Below are 14,317 nucleotides of genomic sequence, written 5' to 3'. Positions count from 1 at the left end.
GAGCCTGAACCAATTGCTGAGCCTGAACCAATTGCTGAGCCTGAACCAATTGCTGAGCCTGAACCAATTGCTGAGCCGAGTCGAAATGATTCTCAGTTAATTTCACAATCTGATGACCCACGTACTTTACTACGTTGTCCAGTGCAAGAGCTCATGGGAGAATGGACGCCAGAGAAGTGGGACTATTGGTTACAAGAAGCTCGTGAGGATGGCAATCTTGCTCAAGATGAGCTGGCACTTGCTCGTCAAGGTATGATGACAGGTAGTTGCAATGGCGAAGCAATATTTGTGACCGGTGTCGATAGCAAGCATTTACAAGCAACCTTTCAAGAGCTGGCTACCAAGCTCCAGCAACAATTCCCAGAAGCGGATATCAGCTTACAGGTAGACAATAGTGTGATGCAGGATGAAAATAAAACCCCTGAGCGTCGTCAACGTCAACGCGTTGCACAAGCGACCTCAGTTGCGGAAACCATGCTACTTGAGTCGCCTGTCATGCAGTATTTATTGACTCGTGGTGAAGGAAAAATGGGTAAAGTTAAGCTGATCTAACATCCAACATATATTTTTCAGTAAATAATTTTATCAGAATGATATGCTGATTTGATATGTTATTTCTTACCCAATTGTTAGACATTAATATTTTAAACATACTCGATGTTCATGTTTAGCTTTCATATATATGCTTAAATTATCTGCCGTGTAGAATGTTAATTTATATTAAACAGTCAACTAAAAAATTTTTTGAAAATTTTAATGATTAAAGTAACAGTTGAGCAATATTGTCTAACAACAAATTATCATAGTCAAACACCAAGATATTGATGTTGTTGATATTTTTAGATGCCAATAATTAATCATACTGACGTATGGTAATATGAAAAATATATAAAATCAGCTATACTGATTAAGTTATATTAAAAATTAGAAAATTTATCAGGTGAGAGTATGTTAGATAATTTACGCGGTATGGCCGTGTTTGCCAGTGTGGTCGGACATGGCTCTTTTAGTGGATCAGCTCGTGAGCTTGGTATCACAACTAGCGCAGTTAGTCAGCAAATTCGGTCATTAGAAAATGAGTTAGGTGTGGTGTTATTGCATCGCTCTACTCGTAAGCTAAGCTTGACCGAAGCTGGTGAAAGTTTTTATGAAGCAGCAAGAGATGTGGTTAGTGCTGCAGAGCAAGGTAGAATTAAAGTCAATCAGTTGCGCGATGAGTTAGCGGGTAGTTTGCGCATTGCTACTACACCAGAACTTGGCGTAAATCATATTTTGCCAGCTTTATCTACATGGATGGCTGCGCACGATGACTTAAGTATTACTTATCTGGCAGACAATCATTATATCGATATGATTGATGAGCGTATTGATATTGCGATACGTATGAGTCCAACGATTAATGACTCTACGTTGAGTAGCCATCCGCTGACAGATGTGCGACAAGTGCTTATTGCTTCACCCCAGTATCTGCGTCAGCATAAAAAGCTTACGAGCCCCAAAGATCTCGCTGAACATCAGCTGATTTGTATTGATATCATGAAAGATTCTAATCAAGTCGATCTTACCCAGACTGAAACAGGTAAGAAAACACGTACAAAGATGAACTCCCGTATCCATACTAACAATGTCTTTATGGCTACTACCTTGGCTAAAGAGGGGCATGGTTTGGTTAGGATGATGGAGATGGATGTTAGAAAAGAGTTAGAAAGCGGTGATTTGGTCGAAGTATTAACCGGGTATCAATTACCGAGCTTTGTATTATATGCAGTCACTTTAAACCGTGAACAGCAACCTGCAAAGATTACTCGCTGTTTAGAAGTGTTGAAAAAATATTTTCATGCTTGTTAATGGTTAATGTAGTCTAAGTTAAAAAAACGTAAAAAGAGCCCTTAAATTAATATTGATTTAAGGGCTCTTTCGTATCTAAAATTAAGTTACAACTGCAAAAAGTATTGTTTAAAATAATGGTTTGAATAGATTAATCAAACGCTCAACGACTTGCCGGCTTTCAATACGGCTTATATTTAATGGCGGTAATAAGCGCACAACATGACCACCAGTGACATTGATGATTAGTCTTTGCTCATCGCGTGCATGGTCAACCAGCTGACTACAGTCCATGGTATCAGGCAAGGCAATACCTATCATCATTCCAGCACCGCGGCTACTGACGCCATACTGTTGCAATTCGTCTGTTATGCTTTTACGAATAAACTGACCTTCGGTTACCGCGTTTTCCATTATGCCGCTATTTGTTAACACATCATAAACGCTGTGTACTACGCGACTTGCAAGCGGTGTACCGCCATAGGTAGAACCGTGACTGCCTGCACCAAACAAGCCATTAGCACGTCCGCGTACCATACATGCCCCGACTGGAAAACCATTACCAAGGCCTTTAGCGGTAGTCAATACATCAGGGCGGGCGTTACTATGTTGATAAGCAAAGTATTTGCCCGTGCGGCCGTTACCGGTCTGTACTTCATCGATCATAAAGAGCCAGTTGTGTGCGTCACATTCCGCTTGTAGCTCTTCCAGATAGGTAAAGCCATTAGCTGCAGTATTAAGGCCGCCTTCACCTTGAATAGGCTCTACGAATATTGCACAAATATCATCGTGATCTTGAGCGGCTTGCTTGATAGCTGCAATGTCACCAAACGGCACACGGATAAAGTCATCATCTAAAGTAAAAAAACCTTCACGCGCTTTAGGATTGGCGGTCGCTGATAATGATAATAAAGTACGACCGTGGAATGATTGCTCCATGACGATGACTTTTGGACGCTTGAAGCCTTGCTGGTGAGCATATAACCTTGCAAGTTTTAGTGCAGCTTCGTTAGCTTCGGCACCACTATTGGCAAAAAATACACTATCCATTTGCGCAGCAACACAAAGCGCTTCTCCCGCGCGCTCTTGCCAGTCAATACCAAATAAATTACTGGTATGAACTAAGGTAGCTGCTTGCTGTTGAATAGCATTAGTCACTTGTGGATGGCAATGCCCTAAACCGCATACTGCGATGCCAGTGAGCGCATCTAAATACGGAGTATCATCTTTGGTATATAGCCAGCTCCCTGAACCACGGGTAAAGCTGATCGGCTGACGATTATAGGTAGGCATCAGATAAGTAGCTGACATGCAGATATCCTTGGATTATTAAGGTAATGAGTTACGCAAAACGAGCCATATAATATGGCACTATATACGGATCACAACAAGTTAAAATTCATCAGAAAATGGCGTAGACTCAGCAGGCAAGCTATAGTCTTCATTCGCCCAAGCGCCAAGGTCAATAAGCTTACAGCGCTCACTACAAAAGGGCTTAAACTTATTGTCTTGCCAAGCAGTTTTAGTGCCGCAACATGGACATGGGTAAGTTTTGGGTGTGGAGTTGGGGGTAGATTGCGTCATAATGAAGTGAGGTTAGCCTCATGGTTATGAAGGAAAGTATGATCAGTGAACAAGAGCCGTTATAATAGCACGCGGTCAAAAAAAGACAAATATAGAGCAGGGTATATCAAACTAACTTTAGTGATATTTCTGTAGCATCGTATAGGTTATAACAATAATACCTCTATTTAGTCTGCAGTATAATCAGACCTTTATTTAAATTGACACTTTATCAAAAATTACAACGAACAAAGTAAGGACAACTGATGAATCATGAGCAAACGCTTTCACACAAGCAAGTACGTGTATTCCAACCAGAAAAGCTCTCAGCCCCGCGCGACTTTTTTATTCCAGAGGTTATCCAAAATACAGCTAATAAAGATGATGGCGATAAGTTGCCATTAATATTGGAGATTGGCGCAGGGAAGGGCAAGCATGCGTTAAGTTTCGCAGCAGTACATTCTGAAAAGCATTTGATTGCTATTGAGCGCACACGTAATAAGTTTGAAGCTTTTACCAAACTATTTAATCAACAGCTGCTGGACAACCTAACTCCAATACATGCTGATGCTATTGCATGGACTGTACACGCTATCCCTCCTGATAGTCTTGCAAGTATCTATCTGCTATATCCAAACCCTGAACAACACAATCCTAATCAGCAATGGCTGAATATGCCATTTTTTGAATTTTTATTATCACGCTTGCAAGTAGGTGGTGAAGTCATTTTAGCGACTAATATAGAATCTTATATGGATAATGCAGAACAGCAAGCATTGAGTATTTGGCAATTGCCAAACAGGCGTCATAAGGTGCCATCTGATAACCAGCGTACGCACTTTGAGTTGAAGTACTTGGCTCGTGGAGAGACATGCTGGCAGTTAACAATGACCAAGCCTGAAGGTTATAAAACTAGGTTTGATAATTGGTTTGCAGAGGCAGATAGCGTTAACGATAAAAAATAGCCTAAGTGGAAATGATTAAAACATAAACGATAAAAGTTACTCAACAACCCTAAAATATAAGCCATATGAAATAGCCTAAGCAAATAAAATTAAATATTAAAAAAACCGCTCCAAAAAAAGCGGTTTCCAAAATTTAGCATCTACCTAGCTATCTATAAAAAAGGTTTTACTAGCTTTCCAGAGTCAGTATAAGCGTTTATTACTGTCAAAAACGTATAAGCACCGATAAACTTACGGCTAATAAACATAAACTCTTTAGGAGGTAGGTTAAATTCAAATGATTGAATGGCACGAGTAGCACTCGCTGAGATACGCGAATGTAATTTACTATTAGCCCAAATATAACGCTTTTGCTCATCTAAACAATCTGCAGGGATATCAGGATTAGCATCAGGATGACTAAAGGGCTCTGTAGCAAGTAGGAATAACGATGCAATATCTGCTCGCACTTTATCGCTCATCGTATTAAAAAATTCATAGCCTGTCATACCTTCCATCATTGCTTGATGGTCATGATGATAGCCTGCGCGTAATAGGCTACGAGCAATGGTAAGTAGGGTATTATCAAACTGACGGATAGCGCCAAAATCCAATAATATCAGTTTATCTGGCTCATCAACATTATCGCTGATACGTACTAAATAGTTGCCAAAATTTGGATCCGTCTGCATCTCACCCCAGACAAAAATCTCCTGCATCATGATCTCTATTGCTGCTTGACCAATAGCATTGCGTCGTTCATGCGGCACTAGTTGCAATGTTTCAGAGGTAACGGAAACCCCAGGCTCATAAGTCATGCAGAGTAAACGCTTACTTGAGTATTTACGATTAATCTTAGGTACCACATAGCGAGGATCATCGACTAAGCGCTCATAAAAACGTTCTGTCGTTGCCGCCTCTGCATCATAGTCAACTTCATGATGGAGCAGGTCGCGTATCTCTTCAAACCATGTATCAAGTGCCCGTGTTTGCGGAACGATATTGCTTACTTTCAATAAACGCTTAAATAGTGCAAGATCGGAGTTAATAGCGTCGGCCACCCCTGGGTACTGAATTTTCAGCACCACTTGCTCACCCGTTTCTAGTACCGTTGCACGGTGGACTTGGGCGAGGGAAGCTGTGCCAATAGGAACGGAGTCAACCTCAAGTTCGCTGAGCTTATCTCCTAAGATATGCTGTAAAGTTTGTTCTATTTTTGGCCAAGTAAGAGTAGCGGTATCGTCGTTAAGTGTTTGTAGCGCCCGAGTAATCTCAGGCGGTAATATATGCTCACCATACATTGCTAGCATCTGGCCAATTTTAACTACTGAGCCTTTGAGTTTACCTAGTTCCTCTGCGACATAATTTGCCTGCGCCTCCATAAATACTTGATTGCGCTTCGAGCGTGCCTGCTTATCCAAAAACATACCAGACATACTATTGCCTGCCCAGCGGCGACCAATATTTAGGGAAGTCTTGGCAATCGATAATCGACGTTCAAACCCAGAAGTTTTTAGGCTATCGATTGATTGCTTATTATTAGAAGGTCTAGACGGATCATGTGCCATAAATATAACCATTCATCAGGTTGTACTGATTTGCGGGTTTAAGACTAACAATACAAGTGAGATGCAAGGTTAGCATACAAAATCGTACTGACCCGTAGGTCATAGCACGAATGATGGTGTTACATTAATAATGCTAATAAAAGTGATTTTATAAAACTAGTGCTCACGAATTAAAGGTGTCGTACTTGCTGTAATATTATTTTTTCGTACTATTACAGCAAGCTGAATACTAAGAAATTAGTACTGAATTGAAAATGCCATTATTGAGAGTTTAACTCATTAGAAGCACTAAAATCACCCTAGCTTGTACTTAGACTGGGGTTGGAACTCTACAGCTTAACAGAGCATCAAAAACATTGTCTAAAGCATGATTTATATTAAGACTGTTCACGTGCAATAGCATGATGACCAATATCACGGCGATAATGCGCACCATCAAAACTGATCGCAGCCGTCACTGCTAATGCAGCTTGCTGAGCGTCCAAAATGCTATCTGCTAAAGCAGTCACACACAATACACGTCCACCGTTAGTGATAACTTCTTTGGTGTTTCCAGTATTGTCGCTATGGGCAGTATCTGTATTGCTATCATGAGAAAACGCTGTGCCAGCATGGAATACTTTTACCGGATTATTATTATTAGCATCTAATTCTGGCAAGCCAGCGATCACGTCACCCTTTGACGAGCTTTCAGGATAGCCTTTTGAAGCAACCACGATACCAAGAGCAGGGCGGGCATCCCATTTAGCATCACTAGGTAGTTGACCTGCTAGTCCTTGTGCAACTAGATCCACCATCGACGACTGCAAACGCATCAAAATAGGCTGAGTCTCTGGATCACCAAAACGGCAGTTAAATTCAATGACATAAGGATCTCCTGCTTCATCGATCATGAGGCCTGCATACAAGAATCCAGTATAAGGGTGACCGGCAGCATTCATTGCGTCGACCACTGGCTGAATGACTTGCGCCATGACTTTATCGTGGACATCTTGAGTAACGACTGGTGCTGGAGAATATGCTCCCATACCGCCTGTGTTTGGACCTGTATCACCTTCAAACGCACGCTTATGATCTTGGCTAGTTGCCATTGGTAAGATGTTATTACCATCAATCATACAGATAAAACTGGCTTCTTCACCTTGCAAAAATTGCTCGATTACCACACGGCTACCGGCGTCTCCAAATTTATTGTCCGCCAGCATATCATCGATGGCTTCATGTGCTTGTTCAATAGTTTCAGCAACGATAACGCCTTTACCAGCGGCAAGTCCATCGGCTTTGATGACAATTGGTGCACCTTGTTCATCAATATAGGCTTTGGCAGCTGCGGCATCCGTAAAGCCTTGGTAGGCAGCCGTAGGAATACTGTTTTGTGCCATAAATTCTTTGGCGAAGGTTTTTGAACCTTCTAGTTGTGCACAATATGCAGTCGGCCCCCATGCTTGAATACCAGCCTCACGGCAAGCATCAACAATACCAGCAACTAATGGGGCTTCAGGACCAACGATGACCATATCAATAGCATTATTCTGGCAAAACTCTATGACAGCACTGTGTTCACTAGCGTCATTGTTAGTCGCTTCTAAGATAACATTTTGGCATTTAGGTTCTAAAGCAGAGCCTGCATTACCAGGTGCGACATAGATGTGCTGCACATTCTCATCTTTGGCACACTGCCAAGCCAATGCGTGTTCGCGACCACCTGAGCCAATCACCAAAATATTCATCATACGTCTTGCCCTTAATTAAGCGTTAATAGCGAATCAGTAAAGCACTGTCAAACATACTGCCGTATTCTAACAAAAAAGTCGTACCTATTGCCATGAGTATCCACTTGCCAGCCACACTCAATACACTATAAAAATAATACAATGAAAATTTGTTGAACAATTGCTTATCAATGGCGTAGACTATTTGGATAAATGAATATTTAAAGGTTATTAGGATTGAATTGACGATATAATAGACAATTATCTTATGAATAAAGGTTATTAAGACAATAAATATTCATGAAATATTTTTTTACACTTTAGCTATGCTGATAGGTGCGTTACAATCCAATAGATTAGCGATAGATATCTGAGCCGAGGATCTTTAAGACCTAGCTTATCGTAAGAAATAGGTTCTAAGGTAAAAGAGTCAGTGGTTTGATCGATTCAGTGTTTTTAGCTCAAATCGATCTCAAGCTAACATACCATCGTAAATATTCGCTAATAGATACCATTAAAAGTAATTAATATTAATCTAAAAAATCAAATTTATAAAAAGGACGGATACTATGCCCAACTCTCTTGGTATCACAAAAGAGCGTATTGGCCAGATAAGTGATATTGCCACCAGTTATGTGCAAAAGGATAAATCACTACTTGATCATTTTATTAACAGCTATTATCGACCGCTCCATCATGAGACTGCAGATGTCATCGATGATACAGATTTGGCAGGTATGGCACTACACCATTTTACGCTACTAAAAGCCTATGAGGGTAGTAAGCCACAATTGGCCGTCTTTAACCCAATTGCTGAAGAGCAGCATTTTCATAGCTCACATACTATTATCCAAATGGTGGCGTATGACCGTCCGTTTTTGGTAGATACAATGCTGATGAGCCTTGAAGCACAAGGTATTGATGTCCATCGTACTTATAATACGATCATTAGTGTTAAGCGTGACGAAGACGGTAATCTTACCCACGTCGATAGCGCCCATGAAAGCGCGACTTCTCATATGTCACTGATTCACTGTGAGATTGCCTACCAAGATAATGATGAGTTAGAGGCGCTACATCAAATACTTTTAGACAAGGTTGATACGCTTGATACTGTGGTTGGTGATTGGAAAGAGATGCGCTCGCGTCTGACTGATATTAAGGCTGAGCTGGCGCAAAAACCACTACCTGAGGTCTTTTACTCTCAGCAAGAAATTCAAGCATTCTTAGACTGGATATTAGACGATCATTTTATCTTTTTAGGCTATCGTGAATATCGCCTTGAAGGTGGCAACTATATTGACGTCACTGATACAACTGACGATAGTAAACAAGGTGGTATCAATAAAAACGCGGACCTAGACTTGTTTGCAATCGGTAATAGTGGTCTTGGTCTATTACGCGGCGCCGAAGAAGATAAGCTATCTGAAAGCTTTGATAGACTGCCTAAAGAGCTTAAGCAACTTTTGACTGAGCCGCGTGTACTAATGCTTTCTAAGTCAAGTCGAGTGTCACCTATTCATCGTCCAGTATATATGGACTTTTTGGGTATTCATAAATTTGATGACAATGGTAGATTAGTAGGTGAGTATCGTTTTATCGGTCTACTTACCTCACAAGCGTATCAGCTTACAGTTCAACAAATCCCGCTATTACGTGAAAAAGCTAATAAAATCATGGCAATGGCTGACTTACCACGTGCAGGCCATGCTTATTATAAAATGATGCATGTCATCAATACTTTACCACGCGATGACTTATTTCAAGCCAGCGTCGAAGAGTTATATCCTATCGTCTCTGGTATTAGCCAATTACAAGATAAAAAGAGTCTGCGCTTATTTAGCCGTATAGACCATTATCAACGTTTTGTGTCGTGTCTGGTTTACATTCCACGTGACAAATTCAATACCGAATTGCGCATTGAAGTACAGCAAGTACTAAAAGATGCTTATGGCGGTACATCATCTGGCTTTACTACTGAATTCAATGAGTCTGAACATGCTCGCGTGCATGTGCATGTGCGCACAGTACCAGGTCAAGTCAATAATGTAGATAACGCTGCGCTTGAGGCTGAATTATCAGCACTTATGGAGTCATGGACTGATCATTACCAGCAAATGCTGCTTGATAATGTTGGTGAGCAACAAGCTAACTCCTTAACACGTCGCTTCTTAAACTATATCCCAGCTGCTTATGAAGAGCGTTTCGATGCTCGTACAGCGGTTGAAGATACCAAACGTCTGGCTAGCTTGACCAATGAGCAGCCAATGATTTGGCATTTATATCAGTCAACAGGAGACGCGGGCAACCAGTTGCATTTGAAACTGTATGGACGTGAGCAACCAGTTATTTTGTCTAAAGTGTTGCCGATTCTTGAAAACTTTGGGGTGTCGGTTATCTCAGCACAAACTTACGAGTTTGATCTGCCAGATCAGCCGATTTGGATGCAAGAATATGAGCTAATCTTAGAAAACGTCGATACGGTCAATATGCAAGTGGTTCGTGGTCAGTTTGAAGACAGTCTGAAGCAAATTTGGGCAGGACGCGTTGAGAGTGACTCCTTTAACGAGCTAGTACTAATTACTAAGCTAGATACTTATGATGTGGTCGTGCTGCGTGCATTATCACGCTATATGATACAAGCAAAAGCGCCTTTCTCTAGTGCTTATATACAGCAAACTGTGGTAAAAAATAGTGCTATCAGTGTGGCTTTAGGCAGTCTGTTCGATGCGCGCATGAATCCTAAGTATAATGAAGATGAACGTAGAGAAAAAACCACTCAGATTCAACAGAAAATTATAGCGGCATTGGCAGATGTAGATAGTCTAGATGAAGATCGTATCTTGCGTTGGTACTTAGATTTGATTAATGCCATGGTGCGTACCAACTTCTATCAAACCGATACCGATGGTCAGCGTAAAGATCGCCTATCGTTTAAGTTTTTGGCAGCAGATATTCCAAATCTGCCCAAGCCTAAGCCCATGTTTGAGATATTTGTTTATTCACCGCGCGTTGAAGCAGTGCATCTGCGAGGCGGTAAAGTTGCCCGTGGTGGTCTGCGCTGGTCAGATCGCATGGAAGATTTCCGTACTGAAGTATTGGGCTTAGTCAAAGCACAGATGGTCAAAAACGCTGTGATTGTTCCTGTTGGTTCAAAAGGCGGCTTTATTGTCAAAACCAAAACTATGGCAGATGGCCGTGAAGCGTTCCAAGCCGAAGGTATCGCCTGCTATCAGACATTCTTACGCGGTATGCTTGATGTCACTGATAATATCGTTGATGGAAAAATTGTCCCGCCAGCCAATACTGTGCGCCATGATGAAGATGATCCGTACTTAGTAGTTGCCGCCGATAAAGGCACGGCAAGTTTTTCTGATATTGCTAATGCTTTGTCTGCTGAATATGACTTCTGGCTTGACGATGCTTTTGCTTCAGGTGGCTCCGTTGGTTATGACCATAAAGCCATGGGTATTACGGCACGCGGTGGTTGGGAGTCGGTCAAGCGTCACTTCCGTATGCGCGGTATGGACATTCAAAACCGTGATGACTTTACCGTGGTTGGTATCGGTGACATGAGTGGTGATGTATTTGGTAATGGTATGCTCAGATCTACTCATACCAAGCTAGTCGCTGCCTTTAACCATTTACATATCTTTATTGATCCTAATCCGGATACCGCTGCTTCTTATGCCGAGCGCGAGCGTTTGTTTGAAATGCCACGTTCGACGTGGGATGACTACGAAAAGTCGCTCATCAGTCAAGGTGGCGGTGTGTACTCACGCCAAGATAAGAGCATCGCTATCAGTGCTGAGATGAAAGAGCTGTTCGATATTAGTGAAGATAATCTAGCGCCTAATGAGTTAATCACTGCACTAATGAAATCGCCTGTTGATCTTATTTGGAATGGTGGTATCGGTACTTATGTGAAAAGCGAAAACGAAAGTCATGCTGATGTCGGTGACCGTGCTACCGATGCGTTACGTATCAATGGTAATGAGCTACGTGCAGCGGTCGTTGGTGAAGGTGGTAACTTAGGCTTTACTCAACAAGGTCGTATCGAATATGCACAAACGGGCGGGCGTATTTATACCGATGCTATTGACAACTCAGGTGGCGTTAACTGCTCAGATCATGAAGTCAATATCAAAATCTTACTTGGTAAAGTCGTTGAACAAGGTGATATGACCTTAAAGCAGCGCAATGAATTGCTTGAGAGCATGACCGATACTGTTGCAGAATTAGTATTGCGCCAAAACTATCTACAACCACAAGCGATTGAGCTTAGTCACATTCGTGCAGCAGCTAACTTAAGTGATCATCAGCGTTTCATTCAGATGTTAGAGGGTGAAGGGCGTCTGGATCGCGCGATTGAGTATTTACCATCGGACGAAGAAATTGCCAAACGTCAAAAAGCAACTACTGGCCTGACCAATCCTGAGCTAGCAGTCGTCATGGCTTATGGCAAAATGTGGGTGTATGACAACTTGTTGTTGTCCGATTTGCCAGATGATCCGTACTTCGTTAATGAGTTACGTAAGTACTTCCCTGATGAGCTGGCCTCACGTTTCTTTGATGAGATGACTGAGCACCGCTTGCATCGCGAGATTATCAGTACTTATCTGACTAATAGTGTGGTTAACCGCTTAGGTATTGAGGCTCTATTCCGTCTTTATGAGGAAACAGACCAGTCGCTGGCAACCATTGTTCGTGGTTATGCGATTAGCCGTGATGTCTTTAATGTGTCAATAGCATGGAAAACGCTTGAAGCGTTAGATAATCAGGTCGATGCAACGCTATTGTTAAACCTTGAGCTACGTCTACGCGATGCGCTTGAGCAAGGTGTTGTCTGGTTTATCAATGCCTTTGGGCAAGATTTGCAAGTCGCTGATATGATTAGCCGCTTTAGAGAAAGTGTTGAGAAATTGACTAAATCTGGCGGGTTCATTGAACAGCAATTTGCAGAGTACTTGCAAGAAGATGCCACCAGCTTGATGCAAGAGGATCTGTCGGAGAGTGATGCGACAATGTTTGCTATGCTGCCTTACCACGTTGATGCGCTTGATGCGGCGTTACTGGCTGAACAATATGAACGTCCTGTCGATGAAATTGCAACATTATACTTCGAGGCGTATCACGTCTTGCAGTTAGATTGGATGATGGATAATATCGCCACTTTACCGCAGCATGACTACTGGGATCGCCGTGCGCGTCATGCCTTAGTAAATGAGCTATCACGTAGTTTGCGTCTATTAATGGATGCAGTATTATCGAAGCCAGATGCCAGGCAAGCCTTTAGCGAGTGGCGTTCACGTCATCTCGATCAGCTAGCATCTGTTGAGACAGAGATGCACAAGCTCGATGAGCTCTATAGTGAAGATGAAGATGGGCAGGTTGGTTTATCAACATTGTCAGTGCTGATGAGTGAGCTTAGCGGCTTGGCTACTAAGTAAAGCTCTAAGTGCAGACTACATAATGTAGGCTGCTTAATAAAATTGCTTGAATCAGCAGATGTTTTAAAAATAAAACCCCACCGTTATGGATTAACGGTGGGGTTTTTTATTGTGTAGGGCAGGTACTCATTACAATTAAAAAATAGGAAAGCTGAGAAAATAAGCGCTTAGTCCAATTCAAGCAATGTACTTAAATGTATCATCTCGCCATTTTTTTCAAGCCAGACTTTATCCGCGTCATCACGATAGCTATCAAATTGAGGTTCTAATACGACATTACCTTTATCGTTAAGTAGACCAATCTTGCCAGCCTGCTTATAAGTATAAAGTTGGTGATATAACAGCTTTCTAATGGGCGCGTCCGAAGAGAGAATTAACTTACCATTAGCATCAATAATTTGGGCGCTAACTATTTCATCTTGAATGTCTTCGCTCATGCCAGCAGCTGTGCTACCAGTGACTAAAGTACTGCGCAGAAATAATGGCACATCACCATAACTATTAAACAATTCAATATGTTGGTTGGCTGCGAATGGAATGATGACATCGTCATTCTGGTCAATAAGCGAGGTCTTATTTTGCAGACTTACTTGTAAATATAAAGGCTCGCCTGTACAGGCATTTAACGGATAGATCGCATCATACTGCGGCATCACTGTCCAATAACCTCTGTCATCAAGCAGTCCTGTTAGCCCGCTATTTTTAGCTACTATAAAATAGTCTTGGTCATAATCAGAATCGTAGTGTGCGTGCTGAATACGAACATCTGCTAGCGGGTAAACCCAGTGACCATGACGATTGATGATGCCTTGTTTAGTGGCATTGCTGGCATCGTCTGAGGTGTTAATACTGACAATAAAGCTGGTCGCAATATCAGGCTCCGTTTGAATTTCATCATACTTAAAAGGCACGATAATCTTACCAGCGGCATTGATAACGCCATATTTTCCATGCTGTTTGGCAAGCACATAAGTGTCCATCAATATATAAGCATCGGTCAGATTGCCTATGGTGACATTACCGTTTAGGTCTTGTAGTTGCTGCATGCCATCGGCTTGCTCGACTAACTTGCCAGCGAACTTTTCATTATTTTCGATACGCTCAAAATAGCTATTGGGTAAGTAACCGGCACAGCTGATGGTAGCGTGGGCAGGGGTGAGTGTAATGATAGAGCCGGCAGACAAAATAGATATCGATGTTAAGAGCGCTAATTTGTTAGTCATCGCTATTTCCTCATTATCATATCTTTTATT

The 14,317-nt window shown here is 41.8% G+C and carries 8 protein-coding genes and 1 pseudogene; 4 read left to right on the top strand and 5 right to left on the bottom strand.

What is annotated here, in order from left to right; all coding sequences use genetic code 11:
• Positions 1-552 (top strand): annotated as a pseudogene (locus AAEY87_RS06560) (DNA polymerase III subunit gamma/tau); the annotation flags it as partial.
• Positions 553-948: 396 nt separating this feature from the next.
• Entirely contained in the window at positions 949-1,848 is a 900-nt protein-coding gene (locus AAEY87_RS06555) for a LysR family transcriptional regulator (RefSeq protein WP_068327889.1), read from the top strand.
• 108 nt (positions 1,849-1,956) lie between these two features.
• Here AAEY87_RS06555 and AAEY87_RS06550 read toward each other — a convergent pair whose 3' ends face one another.
• Positions 1,957-3,138 (bottom strand): aspartate aminotransferase family protein, encoded by a 1,182-nt coding sequence (locus tag AAEY87_RS06550; RefSeq protein WP_350656444.1) that lies wholly within the window; start codon positions 3,136-3,138, stop codon positions 1,957-1,959.
• 81 nt (positions 3,139-3,219) lie between these two features.
• Positions 3,220-3,411: a DNA gyrase inhibitor YacG gene (locus AAEY87_RS06545; RefSeq protein WP_068035953.1), complete on the bottom strand. Its 192-nt coding sequence runs from the start codon at positions 3,409-3,411 to the stop codon at positions 3,220-3,222.
• 245 nt (positions 3,412-3,656) lie between these two features.
• Between AAEY87_RS06545 and AAEY87_RS06540 the strand changes: the two genes are divergently transcribed.
• Positions 3,657-4,355 carry a DUF938 domain-containing protein gene (locus AAEY87_RS06540; RefSeq protein ID WP_350656443.1) on the top strand — a complete coding sequence of 233 codons (699 nt, stop codon included), beginning with the start codon at positions 3,657-3,659 and terminating at the stop codon, positions 4,353-4,355.
• 152 nt (positions 4,356-4,507) lie between these two features.
• On the opposite strand, the gene AAEY87_RS06535 is transcribed toward AAEY87_RS06540, so the two are convergent.
• Positions 4,508-5,902, bottom strand: a complete 1,395-nt coding sequence (locus tag AAEY87_RS06535) for an ABC1 kinase family protein (RefSeq protein WP_350656441.1) — start codon at positions 5,900-5,902, stop codon at positions 4,508-4,510.
• A 377-nt stretch (positions 5,903-6,279) separates the two neighbouring features.
• Complete coding sequence (purD, locus tag AAEY87_RS06530) at positions 6,280-7,632, bottom strand: phosphoribosylamine--glycine ligase (RefSeq protein ID WP_350656458.1); 1,353 nt, start codon at positions 7,630-7,632, stop codon at positions 6,280-6,282.
• A 551-nt stretch (positions 7,633-8,183) separates the two neighbouring features.
• Here purD and AAEY87_RS06525 point away from each other — a divergent pair.
• Complete coding sequence (locus tag AAEY87_RS06525; RefSeq protein WP_350656440.1) at positions 8,184-13,064, top strand: NAD-glutamate dehydrogenase; 4,881 nt, start codon at positions 8,184-8,186, stop codon at positions 13,062-13,064.
• Positions 13,065-13,231: 167 nt separating this feature from the next.
• On the opposite strand, the gene AAEY87_RS06520 is transcribed toward AAEY87_RS06525, so the two are convergent.
• A complete protein-coding gene (locus AAEY87_RS06520) occupies positions 13,232-14,287 on the bottom strand; it encodes a WG repeat-containing protein (RefSeq protein ID WP_350656439.1) in 1,056 nt (351 codons plus the stop codon).
• Positions 14,288-14,317 lie beyond the last annotated feature (30 nt).

The sequence above is a fragment of the Psychrobacter sp. S1-30-MNA-CIBAN-0213 genome, assembly GCF_040309845.1.
Taxonomy (GTDB): Bacteria; Pseudomonadota; Gammaproteobacteria; order Pseudomonadales; family Moraxellaceae; genus Psychrobacter.
This window is presented reverse-complemented; position numbering and strand designations above follow the sequence as displayed.